At 63.0% G+C, this 24,200-nt stretch carries 15 protein-coding genes, 1 pseudogene and 1 riboswitch; of the genes and pseudogenes, 12 read left to right on the top strand and 4 right to left on the bottom strand.

Annotation, left to right across the window (positions count from 1 at the left end; all coding sequences use genetic code 11):
* Positions 1–35: 35 nt before the first annotated feature.
* Positions 36–2,444: a penicillin-binding protein 1A gene (locus IHE30_RS08485; RefSeq protein ID WP_337689909.1), complete on the bottom strand. Its 2,409-nt coding sequence runs from the start codon at positions 2,442–2,444 to the stop codon at positions 36–38.
* Between the two features lie 226 nt (positions 2,445–2,670).
* On the opposite strand from IHE30_RS08485, the gene pilM reads away from it, so the two are divergent.
* From pilM to ugpQ, 8 genes are all read left to right on the top strand, one after another.
* A complete protein-coding gene (gene pilM, locus IHE30_RS08480) occupies positions 2,671–3,651 on the top strand; it encodes a pilus assembly protein PilM (RefSeq protein ID WP_337689908.1) in 981 nt (326 codons plus the stop codon).
* A complete protein-coding gene (locus IHE30_RS08475) occupies positions 3,648–4,367 on the top strand; it encodes a PilN domain-containing protein (RefSeq protein WP_337689907.1) in 720 nt (239 codons plus the stop codon). Before pilM ends, IHE30_RS08475 begins: the two co-directional genes overlap by 4 nt.
* Positions 4,364–5,407: a hypothetical protein gene (locus IHE30_RS08470; RefSeq protein WP_337689906.1), complete on the top strand. Its 1,044-nt coding sequence runs from the start codon at positions 4,364–4,366 to the stop codon at positions 5,405–5,407. Before IHE30_RS08475 ends, IHE30_RS08470 begins: the two co-directional genes overlap by 4 nt.
* A gap of 509 nt (positions 5,408–5,916) precedes the next feature.
* Positions 5,917–7,353, top strand: coding sequence for a type IV pilus secretin PilQ (locus IHE30_RS08465; RefSeq protein ID WP_443193630.1), 1,437 nt, complete (start codon positions 5,917–5,919; stop codon positions 7,351–7,353).
* A 131-nt stretch (positions 7,354–7,484) separates the two neighbouring features.
* Positions 7,485–8,087 (top strand): shikimate kinase, encoded by a 603-nt coding sequence (locus tag IHE30_RS08460; RefSeq protein ID WP_337690036.1) that lies wholly within the window; start codon positions 7,485–7,487, stop codon positions 8,085–8,087.
* A gap of 10 nt (positions 8,088–8,097) precedes the next feature.
* Positions 8,098–9,174 (top strand): 3-dehydroquinate synthase, encoded by a 1,077-nt coding sequence (gene aroB / locus IHE30_RS08455; protein WP_337689905.1) that lies wholly within the window; start codon positions 8,098–8,100, stop codon positions 9,172–9,174.
* Between the two features lie 101 nt (positions 9,175–9,275).
* On the top strand, positions 9,276–10,421 hold the full coding sequence (locus tag IHE30_RS08450) for a deoxyguanosinetriphosphate triphosphohydrolase (RefSeq protein ID WP_337690035.1): 1,146 nt from the start codon (positions 9,276–9,278) through the stop codon (positions 10,419–10,421).
* A gap of 71 nt (positions 10,422–10,492) precedes the next feature.
* On the top strand, positions 10,493–11,290 hold the full coding sequence (gene ugpQ, locus IHE30_RS08445) for a glycerophosphodiester phosphodiesterase (RefSeq protein ID WP_337689904.1): 798 nt from the start codon (positions 10,493–10,495) through the stop codon (positions 11,288–11,290).
* A 182-nt stretch (positions 11,291–11,472) separates the two neighbouring features.
* On the opposite strand, the gene IHE30_RS08440 is transcribed toward ugpQ, so the two are convergent.
* A complete protein-coding gene (locus IHE30_RS08440; protein WP_337689903.1) occupies positions 11,473–11,847 on the bottom strand; it encodes a DUF883 family protein in 375 nt (124 codons plus the stop codon).
* A 464-nt stretch (positions 11,848–12,311) separates the two neighbouring features.
* Positions 12,312–13,037 carry an OmpW/AlkL family protein gene (locus IHE30_RS08435; RefSeq protein ID WP_337690034.1) on the bottom strand — a complete coding sequence of 242 codons (726 nt, stop codon included), beginning with the start codon at positions 13,035–13,037 and terminating at the stop codon, positions 12,312–12,314.
* A 199-nt stretch (positions 13,038–13,236) separates the two neighbouring features.
* On the opposite strand from IHE30_RS08435, the pseudogene IHE30_RS08430 reads away from it, so the two are divergent.
* From IHE30_RS08430 to thpR, 4 genes and pseudogenes are all read left to right on the top strand, one after another.
* A pseudogene (locus tag IHE30_RS08430) lies at positions 13,237–13,923 on the top strand (transposase); the annotation flags it as partial.
* A gap of 992 nt (positions 13,924–14,915) precedes the next feature.
* Positions 14,916–19,640 carry a glutamate synthase-related protein gene (locus IHE30_RS08425; RefSeq protein WP_337689902.1) on the top strand — a complete coding sequence of 1,575 codons (4,725 nt, stop codon included), beginning with the start codon at positions 14,916–14,918 and terminating at the stop codon, positions 19,638–19,640.
* 108 nt (positions 19,641–19,748) lie between these two features.
* A complete protein-coding gene (locus IHE30_RS08420; RefSeq protein ID WP_337689901.1) occupies positions 19,749–21,215 on the top strand; it encodes a glutamate synthase subunit beta in 1,467 nt (488 codons plus the stop codon).
* Between the two features lie 92 nt (positions 21,216–21,307).
* Positions 21,308–21,877 (top strand): RNA 2',3'-cyclic phosphodiesterase, encoded by a 570-nt coding sequence (gene thpR, locus IHE30_RS08415; RefSeq protein WP_337689900.1) that lies wholly within the window; start codon positions 21,308–21,310, stop codon positions 21,875–21,877.
* 43 nt (positions 21,878–21,920) lie between these two features.
* Here thpR and IHE30_RS08410 read toward each other — a convergent pair whose 3' ends face one another.
* The gene (locus IHE30_RS08410; protein ID WP_337689899.1) at positions 21,921–23,642 is read right to left on the bottom strand and encodes an ABC transporter ATP-binding protein/permease; all 1,722 of its coding nucleotides are present in this window, start codon (positions 23,640–23,642) and stop codon (positions 21,921–21,923) included.
* Positions 23,643–23,957: 315 nt separating this feature from the next.
* A riboswitch (TPP riboswitch) is annotated at positions 23,958–24,095 on the top strand.
* The last annotated feature ends 105 nt before the right edge of the window (positions 24,096–24,200 follow it).

Below are 24,200 nucleotides of genomic sequence, written 5' to 3'. Positions count from 1 at the left end.
CGGTGTTCCGTGCGCGCCGCGCTTGGGCGGCGTGCTCACTGGCCCTTGAACAGGTTCATGATGTTCTGTCGTTCGGACTCGTTCACGCTCGCGTTGACACCCGATTCCGAGGCGGCGCTCACCGATTCCTCAGCCAGCGCCGAGCCAGGTATGTCGACTGTCGCCACGAACCCTGAGCCCGGCACCATGTTGGCGTAGTACAGTTCGCCGCCGATATCCTCGATGCCCGGTGGGCGGGGCATGGTGTAGGTGGGTTTGCCCTTGAGCGCCCGGCCCATGTAGTCGATCCAAATGGGCAATGCGAGGCCGCCGCCGGTTTCGCGATCGCCTAGACTGCGCGGGCTGTCAAAGCCGATCCATGCGACTGCGACCAGCGTGTGCTGGTAGCCGGCGAACCAGGCGTCGCGCGAATCGTTGGTCGTGCCGGTCTTGCCGCCGATGTCCACGCGTTTGAGCACGTTCGACTTGGCGCCCGTTCCGCGCTGTGCGACACCGATCAGCAGGTTGTTCATGATGTACGCATTGCGCGGATCGATCGCGCGCGGCGCATTCCGGTCGGCCACCACGGGTTGTGCGCGCGCGACGAGCGCGCCACGCGCATCGGTGATCTCGGCAATCAGGTAGGGATTGATCCGGTAGCCGCCGTTGGCGAACACCCCATAGCCGGCGGCCATCTGCAAGGGCGTGACGAGCCCCGCGCCGAGCGCCATCGGCAGGTAGGCGGGATGTTTATCCGCGTCGAAGCCGAATTGCGTGATGTACTGCTGTGCGTAGTGTGTGCCGATATGGCCTAAGATCCGGATCGATACGAGGTTCCTCGACTTCTGCAGCGCGGTGCGCATTGTTATCGGCCCATCGTAGCTGCCGCCGTAGTTCTTCGGCTCCCACGCATGACCGCCAGGTGTGGTCGGCGCAAAGTACAGCGGCGCGTCATTGATCATCGTCGCCGGACCCAGCCCCTTGTCCAGCGCGGCCGAATAGATGAACGGCTTGAAGCTCGAACCGGGCTGACGCCACGCCTGCGTGACGTGATTAAATTTGTTCTTGTTGAAATCAAAGCCACCGATCAGTGCGCGGATCGCGCCATCCTGCGGTGTGAGCGCGATGAGCGCGCTCTCAATCTGGGGCAGTTGCACGATGCTGAACGCACCGTCCGCGGCCTTGGTGATCCGGATGATCGATCCGGGGCGGATGCGCTGGTTCCGCTGCGCACGCCCGGACAAGGCCGCGGCGGCAAAGTGCAGGCCGTCGCCTTGGATGGTGACGGTATTGCCGTCGATCAGCGTAGCCTTGACCTCGTGCGGGCCCGCTTGCGTGACGACGGCGGCGACCAGTTCGCCGTTGTCCGGGTGTTCGAGCAATGCGTCATCGATTGCCTGCTCGCGCTCGGCGGCATCCTGCGGCAATTCGATAAACCCTTCCGGCCCACGGTAACCGTGGCGGCGGTCGTAGTCCATCACGCCCTTGCGCACGGCGCGGTATGCGGCCTCCTGGTCTGCCGAATCGATCGTCGTCACGACCTCGAAGCCGCGTGTGTAGGTCTCGTCGCGATACTGCGCGTACATTAACTGCCGCACCATCTCGGCCACGTACTCAGCGTGCACGCTGTACGGCGTGCTCACTGTCTTGAGCACGATCGGCTCGTGTACCGCCGCATCGTATTGATCTGCGCTGATGTAGTGCAACTCGAGCATACGTTGCAGGATGTACTCCTGGCGTATCTTCGCGCGCCGGGGGTTGACCACGGGGTTGTATGCGGATGGCGCCTTGGGCAGCCCGGCGAGCATGGCCGCCTGAGCGAGCGTCACGTCCTTCAAATCTTTGTTGAAATACACGCGCGCCGCGCTAGCGAAACCGTACGCCCGTTGCCCAAGATAGATCTGATTCATGTAGACCTCAAGAATCTGATCCTTCGTCAACGCCGACTCGATCTTATACGCGAGCAGCATCTCGTACAGCTTGCGGGTGTAGGTTTTCTCGCTGGACAAAAAGAAGTTGCGTGCCACCTGCATCGTGATTGTACTGGCGCCTTGCGCACTGCCGCCGCGGGTGAAATTGGCCACGCCGGCGCGCACGATGCCGGTCAGGTCGACGCCGCCATGATTGTAGAAGCGATAGTCCTCAATCGCCAGCACGGCCTTTTTCATCACATCCGGGATTTCGTTGAATCGCACGATACGCCTGTGCTCCTCGCCGAATTCGCCGATCAGTACATGGTCCGCCGTATAGATGCGCAGTGGCACCTTGGGCCGGTAGTCCGTCAATGCGTCCAATGATGGAAGGTTGCGCTCGGCGACAAGCGTTGCGTAGCACAGCACCAGCACCAGCGCCAGTATCGTACCGATCAGCAGGGTGCCCAGCGCGAGCAGAGCCCGCCACCATAGCGCGCGCTTGCGCTTTGGGCCGGCCGGAGGAGGAGAGGCGTCAGGCGTCGTCGATTGCATGGGAATACCAAAAACACGAACTCGCGATTATAGCGGGGCGTGCTGGCATGACTGCCCGCCTTGCCCACAACGATGCTTATTGTGGGCGCGATGTGGCGTGAGTGAGCCGCCGCTGGCCGATCAGCCGAATGTTCGGCGGCGGCGTGGCTCGCAACAATGTCTGCATGCTTTGTCGAGCGTAGAGCCGGAGTGGTTTCCGGCCGATGCGGTGTAGCAAGGAGGGAACATGCAGAATGCTTTATTGTCCGTCGGGCGCCGGTTCGCGGCGGGAATCGACATTACGCCGTTGGAAATCCGGATGGCGGTGGCCAGCCGCAGGCTGGCTGACGGCGCCGACGTGCGCGTTGAGCACCTGGCGGCACAACCGCTGCCGGCGGGCGTGGTGGAGGATGCCGAAATCCTGCGGCCCGAATGCGTGTCGCGGGCATTGAGCGCATTGCGCGATGGTATGCCGATACGGCGGTCCCTCGCCAGCGTGCGATACGCGATGGCGTTGCCGCCGACGGTGACCTACACGGGCGTGGCCTCGCTCGCTGAGCTGGCGCGGCGCACGCCCGGCCTCGCTTCGGCGCAGCACGCTTGCACCGCATTCGACGAATTGGAGCCGGCCGTGCTGGCCGAGGCCGAACGCCTGTTTGGCGTGGATCCATCGTCAATCGTCGTCGATTGGCTCATGGCGGATCGGGACGACGATCCCGATGCGGTAACGATCACCGCCGCTTCGCGTGATTGGCTCGATATACGGATCGCCACGGCAGCGGCTGCGAACATCGCGCTCAGTACGGTGGACGGCGAGGCTGCGGCCGCACTGCGTGCGTGCCGGTTGCAGGGGGCACTGGTGTTGCCCGCCGGTTGTCGCTGGTGCGCGATATGGGCCGGCGGTGGCGCGGTGTATGCATGGCTGCTGCGTGGCACAATGATACGGCGCGAGTGGCAGGCGTTATCCGGGCATCAGGGCCCAATATTGGACGCGCTGCGTGACGCGCTGGCCTCGGATGACCTCTCAGGTGCCGTGGTGGGCGGCGAGGTTGCCGCGATCGCGGCCGCGGGGCTCGATTTCGATGCGTTGCGCGGCGCGCTCGGATGCGATCCGCAGCTATTCCGGTGTGCGCCATTTTGCCGTGCGTCGATCGCCGCACAACCGTGCAGCAACAGTCCGGCGTATGCCGTCGCCTTCGGGCTCGCGATGCGCGGAGTGCTCGAATGAGCAACGTGTCAGCGAGGGCGCGTGACGGGCGTTGCCGCGCGGCATGTGCGTTGCTGCTCGGCGACCTTGGCGGTTTTAACCTGTTGCCCTATCGCGCGCGGCGCCGAGGCAGAATGCGCCAACGCAGAGCGTTTGGCGCGGCATGTGCCGCGTTGGGCGGCGTGGGAGTCGCGGCGATCGTGGCGGCCGCCGCTGGACGCAATGACATCGCGGCTGAGCAGAACCGGCAACGGCTCGAAAGTGACCTTGCGGCTGCAGCGATTCCGATGGCCGAGCATGCCAGCCTGCAGGCCGAGCTGGGTGCCTACCGTGCGTTTTGCGAGCACGCGACACAGCGCGCGGTGCGTAGGGATCAGTTGCTCGCGTTGCTTGACCGCCTGTCGAGGGCCGCAGCCCATGACGTGCGCCTGACCGAACTGAGTCGGCGCGGCGACGAGACATTCGTCAGCGGACAAGCCACTAGCCAGCCTGCTTTATCCGCATGGCTCAATGAATTGCGGCATGCGCCAGGCGTGGTTTCGACCAGCGTCCTGTCGTTTCGGCGTGTGCCGCCTGATCGTGAGGCTGACGGCACAGGCCGCACCACGCCTGCTGGCGCGTTCGACTTTACTGCGCGGTTGACCCACGCCGGTATGCGGCCGCCGGCATCGCCGCATGAGCAGCGTGTTGCTGCGCGAGGTGTGGAGCAGTTTGTCGACGCTGGAGCGCCCTCATGATGGCGCACACAATCGACGCTTCCCCATATAGCTTACGCGCTCAGGCGGCGCGGCTTGCGTCGTGGCGGGTGTTGGCGCGGCCGCTGGAGCAGTGGCCGGCCCTGCCGTTCCGTATCGCGATAGGGGCGCTGGCCGCGTTGTCGTTCGGCGGCACGCTGTATGTGTCGCAATCCTCGCGCGACGAGCGCATGCGCGCCGAGGCCGTGGCGGTGGCTGAGTTGCGTGCAAAGACTGCGCAAGCCCATCGGCAAGTCAGCGCGTTGCCTGCACTCAGGCGCCAATTGGAGCAGGCGCGTGCTGGGCGAATCGATCCGGACATCGCACAGCACATGCAAAGGATCGACACGTTGGCAGCCCATGCGGGCCTGTTACTCGACAGCGTCGAGCCTGTTACCGAAGTCGCGGTGGGCGAATACCGAGGCGAGGGGGCGCAAGCAGTCGAGCGGCAGACGGCCAGGCTGGTCGCATCCGGCGACTTTATCGGCGCGTGGTCCTTTCTCAACTCTTTGAGCGCGCTGCCGGTGATCGCGGTACCCGACGAAGTTCAGCTGAAAGTGGACGGTGGACAACTCTCGTTGCACGCCATGTTGACGCTATACGGAATGCACGGTGGAACCGGTCTTGCTGCAGCTGGCTGCGGCCGCGAGGGGCGGCACGAGTCCCGCGTGCCGTTGCCGGCGCGCAGCCTGGCGGCGGATGCCGTTCGTGTGCATGATGCCAGCAAGGATGCCGCTGTCGAGCGAGACGTCAATGCCGACCGAAGGCGTGCTGGCAACCTACCTTCGCCGTTGCCACCGGATCCTTTTAGTGGGTCCCGCGCACGCCAGCCTCGCATGGCATCGGTCACGTCACCGGCGTGGATCGGTACGATATGGAGCGGGTCGCGCCGGATCGCTGTGGTCGATGCAATCCAATCCCGTCTGCCGGCCGCCCCAAGCGATGGCGTTGACTCGGCGGGGGCCATTGCCGACGGCGCGGCCTGGGAGGCTGAGTGCAGCGATCGTGGACCATTGGCGCTATCAGCGGAGGGCTACGGGTGAGCAGTGTTCGATTCGGCAACACGCGTTGCGTGGCGGCGCGGTGTTGCGTCGCCACGCTGGGCGTTGCGCTTGTCGGGCTGACCGGGGCGGCTGATGCTCGCGCCTCGTTGGCCACAGGGCGGCCTGTGTCACTTACCATGGCCGAGCACGACGTGCGCATGCTGCAACTGCCGAGCGCGGCGATGGCGGCGGGGGCGCCGGCAGTTCGCCTTGGGCCTATGCCGAGGCTTGCGTCCACTCCCACTCCCACTCCTACACCCACGCCTACGCCTACGCCTGTGTCCGGGCCCACCACACCCGCGTCCGGGCCTACATCCGCGTCCGGGCCTACATCCGTGTCCGGGCCTATACCCGCGTCCGGGCCCATACCCGCGCAGACGCCATTGCCGGCACCGAAGATCGGCGCGTGGGAGGGCACCGGGTCATCCGCTTCCCCACCGGCCGCGCGTAGTGGCTCGCGCTCCGGCGCAAACGTGCACGATGGTGCGGATGCGACCAGGCCGATCTCCTTGACTTTTCGTGACGCGGAACTGAGCACGGTACTCGGCGCCTTTGCCGAATTCACGGGATCCAACATCATCGTCAGCGATAAGGTCCGCAAAAAAGTGTCGCTGCATCTGGTCGACGTGCGATGGTCCCATGCACTGGCTGCGCTGCTGCAAGCGCACGGACTTGAAATGGAGCGACGCGGCAATGTGATATGGATCGCGCCGGCGGCCGAAATCGCGGCGCGAGAACGCGCATTGCTGGAGGTGCGTGCGAAACGATTGCAACTAGAGCCGCTGGCTAGTCGCCTGTTCGAACTGCATTATCAGCGGGCCGAAGACGTGCGCACGATGATCTGCGCATCGGGCAGTCAGCGGCTGTTGTCTAGCCGCGGCGCGGCGAATGCCGACCCGCGTACCAATCAATTGTTCGTCACCGATGTCCCCGGCCGGCTGGCCGACATCGCGTCGCTGATCCAGGCGATCGATCGGCCGACCCGGCAGGTGTTGATCGAGGCGCGGATCGTTGAGGCGGATGATGGATTTTCTCGCGCGCTGGGTGCACGAGTCGCGATGCTCAAGCGCGACGGCGGCGATAGTCCGACATCCGGTGGCGAGGTGGCGTCTCAAGGTAGCACCGGGGCGGGGCTGCGGGGGCCGATGGTCGATCTGTTGGCGGCTCCGCTTTCCGGGTTTGCGCCGGCCAGCGCGGGCATTGGGCTGCTGAGCGCGTCGGTATCGAGGCTGCTCGACATCGAACTGAATGCACTGGAGATGCAAGGGCGCGGCCGCGTGGTATCGAGCCCGCGTGTGATTACCGCGGATCGTTTCAAAGCCGTGGTCGAGCAGGGGGCCGAAGTACCGTACCAGACCCGTACCCAGCGGGGCAGCGCGGTACAGTTTCGGCGCGCGACGCTCAAGCTCGAAGTCGAGCCGCGCATTACGCCTCGCGGACATGTGATACTAGACCTCGACATTGCGAAAGACAGTGTTGGCTCTGAGACGTCACATGGGCCGGCGATCCATACGAAGCGGGTGCAGACGAGCGTGGAGGTCGAAAACGGTGGCACGGTCGCGATTGGCGGTATTTATTCCCAGGACGATCGGCAAGATGAGGCCCGCGTGCCCATCCTCGGTGATATCCCGCTGATCGGTGCTTTGTTCCGGCATCGGATCCGAAGTGACCGTCACAGTGAATTAATCATATTGATTACGCCCACTGTCGTTACTGGGCTGCAGGCAACTGCATCCGGGGCGCGACGCAAGGACCTTGGCGCCACATCATGGGCCGGCGGCGTCGAAGCCGACTCTTCGCAGGGGACCGAAACGGACCCGCCGCCGCCGGCTGAAATGGGCCCGTTGCAACCAACCGAAGCGAGCTCACGACGGCCTGCCGAGGCGGATCCGTCACAGTCCGCCGAGCAGGACGCACACGAAACTGCTGAGCAGCATGAGGGGTGATGCGCAAACCGTCCGCGTCGCCCGTCGCGATGCGTGTCCCGGCGCTACAAGTACAGAGGTACTGCGTTGCGGCCTCGACAAACCACGACGTTTGCAATTAAGCTGCGCGACGGACCAGTAGATTCATGTCAATGACACAGTTGCTCGACGCGACGGCAAACGCCAGCGTTTTTTTCATCGGATTGATGGGGGCGGGAAAGACGACGGTCGGTCGTGCTGTCGCCCGTCGCCTCGGACGCCCCTTCGTCGATTCTGACCACGAAATCGAAGCCCGTACGGGCGCGCGCATTCCCGTGATATTCGAGCACGAGGGGGAGGAGGGCTTCCGCCACCGGGAATCGGCGATTATCGACGAGTTGACGCGCCGTCCAGGTCTGGTCCTTGCGACGGGCGGTGGTGCAGTGATGCGCCCCCAAAACCGTGAGTGGCTGCAGGCGCGCGGCATTGTCATTTATTTGCGCGCCACGCCGCATGACTTGTGGCTGCGCACCCGTCGCGATAAGAATCGTCCACTGCTGCAAACCGACGATCCGCGCGGTAAGCTGGAATCGCTGTTCGCGCTGCGAGATCCACTGTATCGTGAATGCGCCCATTTCGTGATTGAAACCGGACGGCCCACCGTCAATGGTCTTGTCAATATGGTACTCATGCAACTGGAACTGATCGGCATCCGCCCGCAACCCGACTGCGACGCATCGCAGGATGCCCTGCCGCCCCATGACAATGCTTGTTGAGCCGCCCCGTATGACCCACGTCGAAGTTGCACTGGGCGAGCGCGCCTACCCGATCCATATCGGTGCGAGCTTGCTCGACCGGGAAGCGTTGTTCGCGCCGCATATTCGCGGGACCTGCGTGGCCATCGTGACCAATACCACAGTCGAGCCGCTGTACGGCACGCGGGTACGGGCAGCGCTTGAGCGCGCCGGCAAGCGCGTGCAGACGATCGTGCTGCCCGATGGCGAAGCGCACAAGGACTGGCCAACGCTGAACCAGATATTCGATGCGTTGCTGGGTCAGCATGCAGACCGCAAGGTGACGCTGGTCGCGCTGGGCGGCGGTGTCATCGGCGACATGACCGGCTTTGCCGCCGCATGCTACATGCGGGGTGTGCCGTTCATTCAGGTGCCGACCACGCTGCTGTCCCAGGTCGATTCGTCGGTTGGTGGCAAGACCGGCATCAATCATCCGCTCGGCAAGAACATGATCGGTGCGTTCTACCAGCCGCAAGCGGTGATCGCCGACATCGGCACGCTGGACACGCTGCCGCAGCGTGAGCGTGCCGCCGGCCTCGCCGAGGTCATCAAGACAGCGGCTATCGCGGATCCGGTATTCTTTGACTGGATTGAAGCGAATATCGACGCGTTGAACCGTTGTGACGCATCGGCGCTGGCATGGGCGGTCAAGCGCTCCTGCGAGTTGAAGGCGAAGGTGGTCGCCGCTGACGAGCGCGAGGCAGGTTTGCGCGCGATACTGAATTTTGGACATACGTTCGGTCATGCGATCGAGGCCGGCCTTGGGTATGGCCAGTGGCTGCATGGCGAGGCGGTCGGTTGTGGGATGGTGATGGCCGCGGACCTATCGGTACGGCTTGGCCTGCTGGACGAGGCCACGCGCGAGCGACTGGTCCGATTGATCGGCGCAGCGCACTTGCCCACGCGTGCGCCGGCACTTGGCACGGATCGGTATGTCGAACTGATGCAGGTCGACAAGAAGGTGGACAGCGGTACGATAAAGTTCATCCTGTTGAAGCGAATCGGTGACACGCTGATCACCGGTGCGCCCGATGCTGAGGTGCGCGCGACTCTGGCGGCGAGCGTCTGAGTTCACGCCCCGGCGTCCGGACGGCTGAAGCAGGGCGGCCGCAGTCGTTGCTTAAGGAGTGTCGGTAAGTGAAGAGTGCATTCGAAGGTCAATGTTGGCATATGATGCCGACCTTGTGCGATCTCGAGGATCATCTGGCGCCATATGCGGTGTCTTCACGGCTGTCCCGCGGGCGCCGCCATCCGGAACCCGCGCCGGATTCCCGGACCGAGTTCCAGCGCGATCGGGACCGTATCATCCATTCAACGGCGTTTCGGCGCCTCGAGTACAAGACGCAGGTGTTTGTCAATCACGAGGGCGATCTGTTTCGCACGCGACTGACCCACAGCCTGGAAGTGGCACAGATCGCGCGTTCGGTGGCGCGCAACCTGCGCGTCAACGAGGACCTGGTCGAGGCGATCTCGTTGGCGCACGATCTCGGGCATACGCCGTTCGGCCATGCCGGGCAGGATGCGCTGAACGAATGCATGCACGAGTTTGGTGGATTCGAGCATAACTTGCAAAGTCTGGCGGTGGTCGATGAGTTGGAGGAGCACTATGGCGGATTCAACGGCCTGAATCTGTGCTTTGAGACCCGCGAGGGCATCTTGAAGCACTGCTCGCGTGACAACGCGCGGCGCCTGGGCGAGCTCGGCGAACGCTTTCTGCACGGGCGCCAGCCTTCCATCGAGGCGCAGATTGCCAACCTTGCCGACGAAATCGCGTACAACAATCATGATATCGACGATGGGCTGCGCTCGGGGCTGCTGTCCCTGGAGCAACTCGATGCGGTCGAACTGTGGCGTGTGCATCATGCATTGGCGAGGCAGGTCCATCCGACGCTGGATGGACGGCGGCTGATCCACGAAACGATACGGCGGATCATCAATACGTTGATCGTCGATTTGATCGGTGCGACGGCTGAACGCCTGGCGATGGCGGCGCCAGACTCGGTCGATGCGGTTCGCGCATCGGCACCGTTGGTCGCGCACAGCGACGCGGTCGCGACGCAAGCGCGCGAACTCAAACAGTTCTTGTTCCACAACCTGTATCGCCATTATCGTGTGATGCGTATGGCGAACAAGGCGCGTCGCGTGGTCGTAGGGTTGTTCGATGCGTTCCGGGACGAGCCGCGCTTGCTGCCACCCGATTACCAGTGCGATGATCCGGCCACGCAGGCTAGACTCATAGCGCATTACATCGCCGGGATGACGGATCGGTATGCGCTGAAGGAATATCGCCGCCTGTTCGTCATCGACGACGGCTAAACGCCCACACTTGCTTTCCCCGCGTGGTTGACTTGCGCTGCTTCTCTTTTTATTCAAACGAGGAATGCAAGATGGCCGATTGGCCTTATCCGCGCGTGGTCGCGCACCGGGGTGGCGGTACGCTGGCGCCAGAAAACACACTAGCGGCGATCCGCGTCGGTGCGGAGCTGGGGCTCAAGATGGTTGAGTTCGATGCCAAGTTGTCCGCCGACGAGGTGGCGTTTCTGCTGCACGACGATACAGTGAATCGGACCAGCGATGGCCGGGGTGCTGTCGCGCGCAAACAGTACGCGGCGATTGCCCGGCTGGATGCCGGCAGCTGGTTCGATGGGCGTTTCAGTGGTGAGTGGATGCCGACGCTGCAGCAGGCGAGCGAGTGCTGTCGCGCGCTGGAGCTGATCGCCAACGTCGAAATCAAACCGTGTCCGGGGCGCGAAACCTTGACCGGGCGCATCGTGGCAGGCGAAGTGGCGCGATGGTGGGCGGGCGCCATGCCGCCGGCGCTGCTCTCATCGTTTTCTCTTGAGGCGCTGCACGGCGCGCGCGCCGCGGCGGCGCATCTGCCTCGCGGCTGGCTGGTCGGCGCCGTGCCGGCGAACTGGCGCGAGCACGCCCGTGCGCTCGGCTGCATCTCATTGCACGTGGACCACCGCCAGTTGACCGCCGCGCGCGTTGCACAAATCAGTGAAGCCGGCTTGCGTGTCTTTGCCTATACCGTCAATACGCCGGAACGCGCCCACGAACTTGTCGAGTGGGGAGTCGATACGGTTTGCACAGACCGCCTCGACTTGATCGGCGCGGACTTTTTGGCTAGGGCGACGGGCTTGCACCACGCTACGCACGGTAAGTCCCCTACGGCGAGCCGGTAATTTGTACACCGTAGGAGGATGCCGTACTACGTAAGACGTTTGGCATCGCGAAGGATACGCCACCTATCGGTGAAAATGTCGATCCGTCAATGTGGCGCCGCGCCAGTGTCGCGATGCCGCGCCGCTAACGGCGCAGCAGACCGGTGCTGGGCCTGTGCGCCGCGTCTCGGCGCGGGGCGTTGCTAAGCGCGTCCCAGCAACAAGCCCAGTAGCAACGCTGCGCCGGCGGCGGCAGCAACGGCCTGCCATGGGCGCTCATGGACATATTCATCCGCACCGCCCCAGGCGGCCTGCGCGCGGCGCTTCACGTTCTCCTGGGTATCTTCTAAGCGCGAGCGCGCGGCTTCAAGCTTGTCCCGCAATTGCTGGCGCAAAATCTCGGCATCGGCTTGAGTACTGTCAGTTAGCGTATTTTCCAATTCGGACAATAGCTCACGTACTTCGGCGCTCACGTCCTGTACGGCATGGCGTCCATGGTGTGCGATACGCCGCGCGCGGTGGCCGGCCTTGTCGAACGAATCCCCTAGCGCCTGGCGGGTATTTTCCAAATTTGCCATTACAGCTTCCTCCAGTATTGTCGAAATGTTCGACGGTGTTGCAAAAAAACAACTTGTGGTGGCACGCGACGTGCGTGAAACCACTAAACAGCGGTGGCGCGGCGAGCGAATGTCAACACGCCGCTTCAGGTTGGTCCTGCAATCCGCAATTTGGTTCTCGACGGCGGTGACAGTGTGCAATGCGGCTGTCGGTGCCGCCACAGTGAAGCACATTGCAGGCCAACCCGAAGGGTGTTGGTGTTGTGCTGGTCAAGGCTGGCGATAGCTGCGCCGCCGACCAAGGCGGGCGTCACGGAAGTAGACGGTGCGCGAGCTAAGGTAGTGTCACGCAGCTAAACGACGCGCGGGCAAGGCAGGTGCCATGCAGACTCACGTTGCAGGGAACAAGCATGAGGTGCAGTTGCAAGCACCGCTCTCGGCACGGAAGAGGCTAGCATGCCGGCTGCTCCCCGGAGCGGCGGGCGTCAGAAGCGGTAACCGACGTTTAGAAGCGTGACGAGCGGATTCAACTTGATGTGTGCGTGGCTCGTGACGTTACGCATGCCGACCGGTGTTTGAGCGACGGTATGCAGCTTAGCATCGGTTGAAAATGGGAGGAACGACACGGAAAAGCTGGCGAAAATGTGCTTGTTGAAGTTGTACGCAAAACCCGCGTTGAACACCGGCGCCCAGGCGCTGTCTACCTCCACAGAGGTCCGACCGTGCAACTGCCGCGACACGAACGTCGGATTCGTGATCCGCGCGTTGGTGAACCAGATGTAGCTCACGCCGATTCCGACGAACGGACGAAACGCAGCATCTGCATGGCGGAAGTAGTATTTGAAGACAAGCGCAGGACTCCATTGTCGCGCCTCGCCGAGTTTGCCGTACGAGGCGAGGGTGCCGCCGCCGCGCAGGTCGAATTTGGGCGGAATGCCCGCATCGGCTTGGACGGCGAAGTTGTCGGTGATGAAGTACCCTGTGGAGAAGCCGAAAGTATCGGAAGAGCCGATACTGGCGCTCGACCCAGGGACTGCGATATTGACCGGGGAGCCACCGATGTTCGTGGTTCTCAGTACGTCGCTGCTGTCTTGCGGCGCAAGATGGAACCATCCGGCTGCCATGTAGACGCTGCCAGCCGTTTGAGCATGTGCCTGATTGAAGCAGCAGGCGATGGCCGCGAACCCCAGGATGGCCTTAATGACGCGTATTAATTGCACTGTGCTCCTCCATTTTTTTAAAGCTTACCCATTATGCAGACAACGTTTCAAACGAACCATAGTCCTGCGTTAAGCATTTTCCCTAAAGCTGGGACGCAGTTGGCTTTGCACGCCGCGTCGTGCGCGAGCGCCGCGGGATGATTGACTCCGCGGATATACTCTAAGTGTGATCTAAACGGAAATTCCTGCAATGGCCCGGTTAGCACGTCTTTATGTCCCCGACCAGCCGCAGCACGTGATTCTGCGAGGCATCGATCATCAGCCTGCTTTCGTCGATGACGAGGATTATGCGCTGTTTGTCGAGTGCTTGAAAACGGCATCACGCGACCACCGACTTGCGGTCCACGCGTATGTTCTGATGCCGTCGGCGGTGCAGTTGCTGGCGACGCCGCGCGAGGAGTCCAGTCTTCCCAAGGCGATGCAGGCCGTGGGTAGACGCTACGTCGCACACTTCAATCGTCGCTATGGGCGACGCGGTACGCTGTGGGAAGGGCGCTACCGTGCCACGGTGATCGAAGCAGAGCGGTATTTCATGCTGGGCAGCCGGCTGGTGGAGCTTAGTCCGGTGCGCGAGCGCCTCGTTTCTTCTGTCGACGCATATCAGTGGTCTAGCTATCGACACCATGTTGGCCTCGCACTCGATCCGCTGATTACCGACCATCCGTTGTATTGGGCGCTGGGCAATACGCCGTTCGAGCGCCAGCACGCCTACAAAGCGCTGTGTGAGCAGGCGTTGGATGAAAACGCGGTCAATGAGCTGCAGCAGGCTACGCTCAAGGGTTGGGTGCTGGGGAGCGAAAGTTGGCGCGACTGGGCGGCTCGGCAAGCGAACCGCCGCGTGTCGCCATTGCCGCGTGGACGCCCTCGCAAGACGCGGGCCGACGATGATCAGGGGCCGGCCGGTGTGCAGTCGCCTGGTGCAGAGGCCGAAGGCGAGGCCTCGGCTGTTGCACGCCCGTCAGGCGATGTGCCGTCGCCGGAGGCGGGTCGCTCAAGTGAGGCAGGGCCGGTCAATGAGCCGTCCGTACAGAATGTGCAGGCGGGGCGGGCCACGACTGGCCTTGATGCTGCTGACACGAGCGCGAGCGGCGATGGCGCTCCGGCACGGGCATCGGGGGAGGGGCCGGCCAATGGCGATTCGGAAACGGATCATCCCGCTTCAACGTAGGGCATCTCTGTCAGCGGCGGCTCTACCGGCGACAACCCGCTTATTGACTACCGGTGGCTCCCCTGGAGCGGCATGACATCGATGTTTCCATATCGAGTAGTCCCCCTGTCGAGCGGTGCTACATTGGGCGGACTACATCAGGCGTTTCACATCGAGAAGTTGCCTCCTGCGGCGTTTTCCCTTCGGTGTTCTCCTTCCGGTGTTCTCCTTCCGGTGTTCTCCTTCCGGTGTTCTCCTTCCGGTCTCCTACATCGGGCAGTCACCCCTGCGGAAGTTCCTCATCGGGCGACACGGTAGCCCGGGACCGCGTGACACACAGGCCCCCCGCAATGATGCATCGAGTGCGGAACGGGCAGGGGCAAGCGTGGTGCATTTCGGTTGCCATGGACACCGTCTTGATCGGGTGAAGCAGGCACACCAAGGCGTGCTGCTTGTACACCCCATTGATATGGAACCAATTTTTATGAACAAAAAATAGTGATGAATATTATGGGGGGTCGTATCAATCAATTTTTCTTGGCATCCTATCGATTCGTTGCGTATATTCCGATTTCCAGCTGATTTATCGTCTCCATGTTCAGCAGTCGCGGCCGCTACTGATCCAGCGCGACATGCGCTGGTAACCTTGCCGCGCCAGCGACGCAGCGTTTAAGCGCGAGTTTTCCAGGCCGTTTGCACCTAATCACAATTACGGTGTCCCCATGAAAGACGCAGCACAATCGATCGTCGGCCAGGGTTTGCCCGAAGCACAAGGCCTGTACGCGCCAGAAAATGAACATGACGCGTGTGGCGTTGGTTTTGTCGCGCACATCAAAGGCCGCAAGCGCCATGAGATCGTGGAGCAGGGCCTGAAAATTCTCGATAACCTGGATCATCGCGGCGCGGTGGGCGCGGATCCGCTAATGGGCGACGGCGCCGGCATCCTGATCCAGATTCCGGATGCGTTCTATCGCGAGGAGATGGCGCGGCAGGGTGTGACGTTGCCGCCGTCCGGCGAGTACGGCGTTGGCATGATTTTTCTGCCCAAAGAGCACGCATCGCGCCTGGCGTGCGAGCAGGAACTCGAGCGCACGGTCAGAGCCGAGGGGCAAGTGGTACTCGGCTGGCGCGACGTGCCAGTCGACGGCGCGATGGACATGTCGCCGATGGTGAAGGCCAGCGAGCCGGTGATCCGCCAAATTTTCATCGGTCGCGGCAAGGACATCATGGTTACCGATGCGCTCGAGCGCAAACTGTACGTGATCCGCAAGACGGCCAGCCACCGTATCCAGGCGCTCAAGCTCAAGCATGGCAAGGAGTATTTCGTGCCGTCGATGTCGGCGCGCACGGTCGTCTACAAGGGGCTGCTCCTGGCGAGGCAGGTGGGAATCTACTATCGCGACCTGCAGGACGCGCGGGTCGTGTCGGCGCTTGCGTTGGTGCACCAGCGTTTCTCGACCAATACGTTCCCAGCGTGGGAGTTGGCGCACCCATACCGGTTGATTGCACACAACGGTGAAATCAACACGGTCAAGGGCAATGTCAACTGGCTAAACGCGCGCACCGGGGCTATCGCAAGCCACGTGCTCGGCGATGATCTGCACAAGCTGTGGCCGCTAATCTACCCGGGCCAGTCCGATACGGCTTCGTTTGATAACTGCCTCGAATTGCTGGTGATGGCGGGCTATCCGCTGGCTCACGCGATGATGATGATGATTCCGGAGGCGTGGGAGCAGCACGCGCTGATGGATGAAAACCGCCGCGCGTTCTACGAATATCATGCGGCGATGATGGAGCCGTGGGACGGTCCGGCGGCGATCGCGTTCACCGACGGTCGCCAGATTGGCGCGACGCTGGATCGCAACGGCTTGCGTCCGGCGCGCTACCTCATCACCGATGACGACATGGTGATCATGGCATCCGAGGCCGGCGTGCTGCCGATCCCCGAGTCCAAGATCGTCAAGAAGTGGCGCTTGCAGCCGGGCAAGATGTTCCTCATCGACATGGAGCACGGCCGCATCATCGATGACAAGGAATTGAAAGACAATTTAGCGAACGCGAAGCCGTATAAGAGCTGGATCGACGCGGTGCGCATCAAGTTGGACGAAATTGAGCCGAAGCCGGAGGACGTCGCGGTGGCGGCCGAGCCGCAGGCCGTGCCGGCGTTGCTGGACCGGCAGCAGGCATTCGGCTACACGCAGGAGGACATCAAGTTTCTGATGGCGCCGATGGCGCAAACTGGCGAAGAGGCGATCGGCTCGATGGGCAATGACTCGCCGCTCGCGGTGATGTCGAACAAAAACAAGACGCTGTACCACTACTTCAAGCAGTTGTTCGCGCAGGTCACGAATCCGCCGATTGACCCGATTCGCGAGAACCTGGTGATGTCATTGGTGTCATTCATCGGACCGAAGCCAAACCTGCTCGATACGAATAACATTAACCCGCCGATGCGGCTGGAAGTATCGCAGCCGGTGCTCGACTTCAAGGATATCGCGAAGATCCGCGCAATCGGCGAGTACACTGGTGGCAAGTTCAGTTCCTACGAATTGACTATCTGCTATCCGGTCGCGTGGGGCAAGGCCGGTATCGAGGCGCGCCTGGCGTCGCTGTGTGCTGAGGCAGTCGACGCTGTACGCTCCGGCTACAACATTTTAATCGTATCGGATCGCAAGACCGACCGGGACAATGTCGCGATCCCGGCGTTGCTCGCGACCTCGGCGATTCATAGCCACCTGGTGGCGCATGGGTTGCGCACGAGTACGGGCCTGGTGGTCGAGACCGGTTCCGCGCGCGAGGTTCATCACTTCGCCCTGCTCGCCGGCTATGGCGCCGAGGCGGTGCATCCTTACCTGGCGCTTGAGACGCTGGTGGCGATGTCCAGTGGCCTGCCGGGCGCGCTGTCGGCCGACAAGGCCGTCCAAAACTTCACGAAGGCGCTCGGCAAGGGCCTGCAGAAGGTCATGTCGAAGATGGGTATCTCAACCTACATGTCGTACACCGGCGCGCAGATCTTCGAGGCGGTGGGTTTGTCCAGCGAACTGGTCGCCAAGTACTTCAAAGGCACCGCATCCAACGTCGGCGGCATTGGCCTGTTCGACGTCGCGCAAGAGGCGATCCGCCTACATCGCGATGCATTCGGCGACAACCCGGTTCTCGCGACGATGCTTGACGCCGGCGGCGAGTATGCGTACCGCGTGCGTGGCGAGGACCACATGTGGACGCCCGACGCGGTGGCGAAACTGCAGCATTCGGCGCGCAGCAATTCGTACCAGACCTACAAGGCGTACGCCCATATCATGAATGACCAGACCCGCCGTCACATGACGCTGCGCGGCCTGTTCGAGTTCAAGGTCGATCCAACTAAGGCCATTGCGCTCGATGAAGTCGAGCCGGCCAAGGAGATCGTCAAGCGCTTCGCAACCGGTGCGATGTCGCTTGGCTCGATCAGTACCGAGGCGCATGCGACGCTGGCGATCGCGATGAACCGCATCGGTGGCAAGTCCAACACCGGTGAAGGCGGCGAGGACGAGCGCCGTTACCGTAATGAGTTGCGTGGCATTCCCATCAAGAATGGGGATACGCTCGGCTCAGTCTTGGGTGAGCAGGCCGTCGCCGTCGATATTCCGTTGCGCGATGGCGATTCGCTGCGCTCGAAGATCAAGCAGGTCGCATCGGGCCGTTTCGGTGTGACCACCGAGTATTTAAGCTCGGCTGACCAGATCCAGATCAAGATGGCTCAGGGCGCCAAGCCGGGCGAAGGCGGCCAGCTGCCCGGACACAAGGTGTCGGAGTACATCGGCAAGCTGCGCTACTGCGTGCCGGGCGTCGGGCTGATTTCCCCGCCGCCGCACCACGATATCTATTCGATCGAGGACCTCGCGCAACTGATCCACGACCTGAAGAACGCCAACCCGAGCGCCAGCGTATCGGTGAAGCTTGTCTCTGAAGTCGGCGTGGGCACGGTGGCGGCGGGCGTGGCCAAGGCCAAGGCTGACCACGTCGTGATCGCGGGCCACGATGGCGGCACGGGCGCATCGCCGCTGTCGTCGATCAAGCACGCTGGTACGCCATGGGAGTTGGGCCTGGCCGAGACGCAGCAGACGCTGGTGCTTAACAAGCTGCGCGGCCGGATCCGCGTGCAGGCCGACGGGCAGATGAAAACCGGGCGCGACGTCGTGATCGGCGCGCTGCTGGGCGCCGACGAATTCGGCTTTGCGACGGCGCCGCTGGTCGTCGAAGGCTGCATCATGATGCGCAAGTGCCATCTGAACACGTGCCCCGTGGGCGTCGCGACGCAGGACCCGGTGCTGCGTGCGAAGTTCCAGGGCCAGCCCGAGCACGTGGTGAACTTCTTTTTCTTCGTGGCCGAGGAAGTGCGCGAAATCATGGCGCAGCTCGGGATTCGCCGCTTTGACGAACTGGTCGGGCGGGCCGACTTGCTCGACACGAAGAAGGGCATCGAGCATTGGAAGGCGCGCGGGCTCGATTTCTCGCGGATCTTCCATGTGCCTGAAGCGGGTGCCGAAGTGGCGCGCCGGCACGTCGATACGCAGGACCATGGGCTGGACCGGGCACTGGATCATGTGTTGATCGACAAGGCGAAGGCGGCGATTGACAGGGGCGAGCATGTGTCGTTCATCCAGCCGGTGCGCAACGTGAATCGCACGGTCGGCGCGATGCTCTCGGGGGTGATCGCGCGCAAGTATGGGCACGATGGCTTGCCGGACGATACGATCCACATCCAGTTCAAAGGGACAGCCGGGCAGAGTTTCGGCGCGTTCTTGGCGCGCGGCATCACGCTAGACCTGGTGGGCGACGGCAACGACTATGTGGGCAAGGGGCTGTCGGGCGGACGCATCATCGTGCGTCCGACCAATGACTTCCGTGGCAAGTCGGAAGAGAACATCATTTGCGGCAACACCGTCATGTATGGGGCGATTGAGGGCGAAGCGTACTTCCGGGGTGTCGCGGGCGAGCGCTTCTGCGTGCGTAACTCCGGCGCGACGGCAGTCGTTGAGGGTACCGGCGACCACGGTTGCGAGTACATGACCGGTGGCACCGTCGCCGTGCTTGGCGAGACCGGCCGCAACTTCGCGGCTGGCATGTCGGGAGGCGTCGCGTACGTGTTCGATCCGGACAACACGTTCGCGACCCAGTGCAATAAGACGATGGTCGCCCTTGAGCCGGTACTGCAGCAGGCCGAGCAGGAGCGCACTGTCGATCCGGCACTGTGGCATCAGGATCAGACCGACGAGGCATTGCTCAAGGGGCTGATCGAGCGCCACTTCCAGTTCACCGGATCGCCGCGCGCCAAGGCGCTGCTCGAAAACTGGGATACGTCGCGGCGTCAGTTCGTCAAGGTGTTCCCGACCGAGTACAAGCGTGCGTTGGCCGAGATCGGCGCCAAGAAGAAGGCGGCGAGCGCGCCGAGCCTAGCGGCCTGACGGCTCGCGCACCGACGCGACTTCAGGTGCGCTGGCAAGCACACGCACGACAGTCCCGCCGCGGTGTAGCGGGCTGCCCCCTCAATATGCATTGGTTAAGAGAAGCTCATGGGCAAGGCAACCGGTTTTCTCGAATATGAACGTCGCCACGAAGTGTATGAGCGACCGCTGGAACGCGTGAAGCACTGGAAGGAATTCGCGCATGTGCTGACTGATGAGGACGCAAGGATCCAGGGGGCACGCTGCATGGATTGCGGCATTCCGTTCTGCAACAATGGCTGTCCGGTAAATAACATCATCCCGGACTTCAACGACCTTGTGTATCGCCAGGACTGGAAGCAGGCGATCGACGTGCTGCACTCGACGAACAATTTTCCGGAGTTCACTGGCAGGATCTGTCCCGCGCCGTGCGAGGCCGCCTGCACGTTGCATATCAACAGCGACGCGGTAGGCATCAAATCGATCGAGCGCGCGATCATCGATAAGGCGTGGAGCGAAGGATGGGTCGCACCCCAAGTGCCCAAGCTGAAGACCGGTAAGAAGGTCGCGGTGGTGGGGTCTGGGCCTGCCGGGCTGGCCGCTGCGCAACAGCTGGCGCGAGCCGGCCACGCGGTGACGGTGTTCGAGAAAAACGACCGGATCGGCGGCCTGCTGCGCTACGGCATCCCCGACTTCAAACTGGAGAAGTGGCAGATCGACCGCCGCATGCGCCAGATGGAGGCGGAAGGCGTGACGTTCCGTACCGGCGTGTTCATCGGCAAAGAGCCATTGCCGGCGTCGATCAACCATGCGGCGAAGGACACCTTGTCGCCGGACGCATTGCGCGAACAGTTTGATGCCATTGTGATGGCGGGCGGAGCCGAAACGCCGCGTGACTTGCCAGTGCCGGGCCGTGAGCTGGCCGGCATCCATTTCGCGATGGAGTTCCTGCCGCAGCAGAACCGAGTCAACGCGGGCGACAAGCTTGCAAATCAGTTGCTTGCCAAAGACAAGCACGTGGTCGTGATTGGCGGCGGCGACACCGGATCGGATTGCGTCGGCACGTCGAATCGGCACGGCGCGAAGCGCGTCACGCAGTTTGAATTGCTGGCGCGCCCGCCGCAGGAGGAGAACAAGCCTCTCGTGTGGCCATACTGGCCGATCAAGCTGCGCACGTCATCCTCGCACGAGGAAGGTTGCGAGCGCGATTGGTCGGTGGCGACCAAGCGCTTCGAGGGCAGCAACGGCAAGGTCGACAAGCTGATCGCTGCGCGCGTCGAGTGGAAGGACGGCAAGATGCAGGAGGTGCCTGACTCCGAGTTCGAAATAAAAGCGGATCTGGTATTGCTTGCAATGGGCTTTACGCAGCCGGCAGCGGCGATGCTCGATGCGTTTGCCGTTGACAAGGACCAGCGCGGTAACGTGCGGGCCGGCACCGACGACGAGCGCGCGTATCACACGTCGGTCGACAAGGTGTTTGCTGCCGGCGACGTGCGCCGGGGGCAGTCGCTGGTGGTCTGGGCCATTCGCGAAGGCCGCCAATGTGCGAGTGCGGTGGATGCGTTCCTGATGGGAGACTCGGAGCTGCCGCGCTGAGCTTGAGCCGTGCGCGGGCCGGTGCCGGGTCGGGCTTTTTTCATCATCGGCGACCGCTTGCAGCAGGACGGCTTTGTCGTAGGGGATCATCGATGGATGTCAGATTGCAGCGTTGCTTTGTCGCACTGATTCCCGATTCCGGCGCCCTCGATGCAATCGACGCGTGGCGCGCTTCATGGCGCGCCGGTCATATCGCAGGCGTTAGATGGATACCGCGCGAGCAGATTCACCTGACCATACGATTCATTGGCGCGCTGACGCCGGATACGGGCGCGCGGCTGATTGACGAATGGCCGACGCTGGCGCCGGTGCCGGATAGGCTGCCCGCCTCGCGTGCCGCGATGCTGCCCAGCGCCACGCGGGCGCGCGTGTCTGCGCTTGAACTGATCGCCGTGCCGGCGTTCCTCGCGTGGGTGGCTCGCGTCGACGCGCTGCTGGAGGGGGCCGGTGTGCCCGCCGCTGCGCGGCCGTTGCGGCCGCATCTGACCCTGGCCAGGCTGCGCGGCGATCCGCCCGCGCTGACGCGCCATGTCGAGACGGTGCGTCCCGTGCCGCCGTTGATCACCTTCGATACGCTGGCGTTGATGAGCAGTACGCTAACGCCGGCCGGGTCGCGCTACGCGATGCTTGCGGCGGTACCGACCGGGCTCGCCCGGCCGTGACTGTGTCATGCGCGGGACGCAGCCGTCACCACGTTGCCGCACGTCAGGCATCGCGCACCACGTCGATCGTCTCGTCGTGCATCGCTTGCACGGACTGCCGGTGCGCGACACTGACGATTGCCGCGTGGGCTAGATGTTGCGTCAGCACGTGGTACAGCGCTGCCTCGGTGTCAAGGTCGAGCGCGCTGGTCGCCTCGTCAAGGAACAGGAAATCGGGCTTTTGCAACAGCACACGGGCGATCGCCAGGCGTTGCTGTTCGCCTGGTGACAGCACGCGCTCCCAATGGTTGCTTGCCTCGAGCTTATCGACGAGTTCGCCTAGCCGGCAGGCGCGCAGCACGTCGGCACAGTCCGCGTCGGTGAACGCGTCGGCCGTCGCCGGATAGCACAGCGCGTCCTTGAGCGTGCCGATCGGCACGTAGCTTTTCTGCGGCACGAACATCACGCGTGCGTTGACGGGCATCTCGATGGTGCCGCTGCCAAATGGCCACAGGCCGGCCAGCGAGCGCAGCAGTGTGCTCTTGCCGGAGCCCGACGCGCCTTGCACGAGCACCCGCGAGCCGGGCGCGATTGCAAACGAGCCGATCGTCGACAGCGGCGTGCCATCCGGGCGCAACAACCGCAGCGCCTGCACGCGCAGTACCGTCGTATCGGCCATTCTCATGTGAATGCCGCCGTGCTCGGTGGCCCGCGACGTTGACTCGAGCAACTGCGGTTGCGCCATGATGCGTCGGAATTCTTTGAGCCGGTTAATCACGGCGCGCCAGGCGGCCAGCGTCGAGTAGCTGCTGACGAACCATGAGAACGCGTTGCTGACGGTGCCGAACGCGCCGATTGTCTGCTGATAGCCGCCGTAGCTGACCGCCTTCGCGAAGTATTTCGGGGCGGCGGCGATGAACGGGAACACGAGGGCCAGTTGCGAATAGCTGACCACGACAATGTTCAGGCGCCGCGTATAGCGCATGATCATCCGCCAATTGTCGCGAATGTGCCCGAAGGCGCCTTGCAGCGCTTTCTCCTCGGAGCGCTCGCCCTCGTACAGGGCAATCTGGTCCACATTTTCGCGCAACCGGATCAACGAGAAACGAAAGTCTGCTTCGACCCGTTGTTGTTGGTAGTTGATCGACACGAGCGGATGGTTGACGCGATGCGTGATGTACGAGCCGATCACCGCGTAGAGCAGGGCGGTCCATACCATGTAGCCGGGTATGGTCACATCGATGCCGAACACGGTGAAGCTGAGCGGGCCGGCCAACTGCCACAGGACATGGCTGAACCACAGTAGCGTGACGGACGTGGACAGGAAATCCAGCGAGAGCGCCAGCGTCGTGCTCGCCAGTTCTTGTAGGTCCACTGAAACCCGCTGGTCTGGGTTATCGGCGAGCTTGTCGCGCTCGATCCGATAGTACGCGCGGCCCGACAGCCACTCGTGCATGTATTGCGTGGTGAGCCACTGGCGCCAGCGAAATTCGAGCATCTGCCGAAAGTACGTGCGATACGAGCCGAGCAGGATCATCGCCATCGCGATCGCGGTAAATTGCAGCAGCGAGTGCTTGAATACCGGGTAGTTGTACTGCTGGATCGAGTCGAAGAACACGCGCTGCCATGTGTTGAACCACGCGTTGACCGCCACCATGGTCATGTTGATCGCGACCACGAGCGCGAGCAGTCCCCAGGCGATCCACTTTTCGTCCGATACCCAGTACGGCTTGATCAGGCCCCACGTGGTAATACGTTCGTTGTTGCCCGATGCGGGTTGACTCATAGGGTTCCTCAAATGTAGGGTTCCTCAAATCGGCCCATTCACCGGCGTTACCGGTGCGTCGGTGCATCGCGGGCGTCGCGGGCGTCGCGGGCGTCGCGGGCGTCGCGGGCGTCGCGGGCGTCGCGGGCGTCGCGGGCGTCGCGGGCGTCGCGGGCGTCGCGACGGTGACCGACTCGTGCCAATGCGGATTGTTCCGGCTACCGCTTAATTCCGGCTTAAGACGCGCGGCGGCGCGCGCTTTGGCAGCGGCGATTGCGCGACATTGTGCCAGAGCAACGAATTGCGGCCCGCAACGATTTTGTGATTTAATGGGTTTAGACGAAACAGGGGTGCTTTGCACGTTGATGCGCGTTTGCAAGTCGATGCGCGGCGAGCCGCGCAGTGCCAGGCTGAGAGAGTCCCTTTGCACCCGATCCGGGTAATACCGGCGCGGGAAGTTTCCGATTCCGTTCTGCCGTGAGGGAGAGGACGTGCCTGCCGGCGCGCCACTGTGGTTAGGTTCCCGCACGTGAATCTCGCCGGTTGTTTCGTCCTTGTACCTCGATTCCCGTACATAGG

Origin of the sequence: Mycetohabitans sp. B46 (genome assembly GCF_037389205.1) — a bacterium.
Lineage (GTDB): Bacteria > Pseudomonadota > Gammaproteobacteria > Burkholderiales > Burkholderiaceae > Mycetohabitans.
Note: the sequence above shows the minus strand (reverse complement) of the source record. Positions and strands in the feature narration are given on the sequence as shown.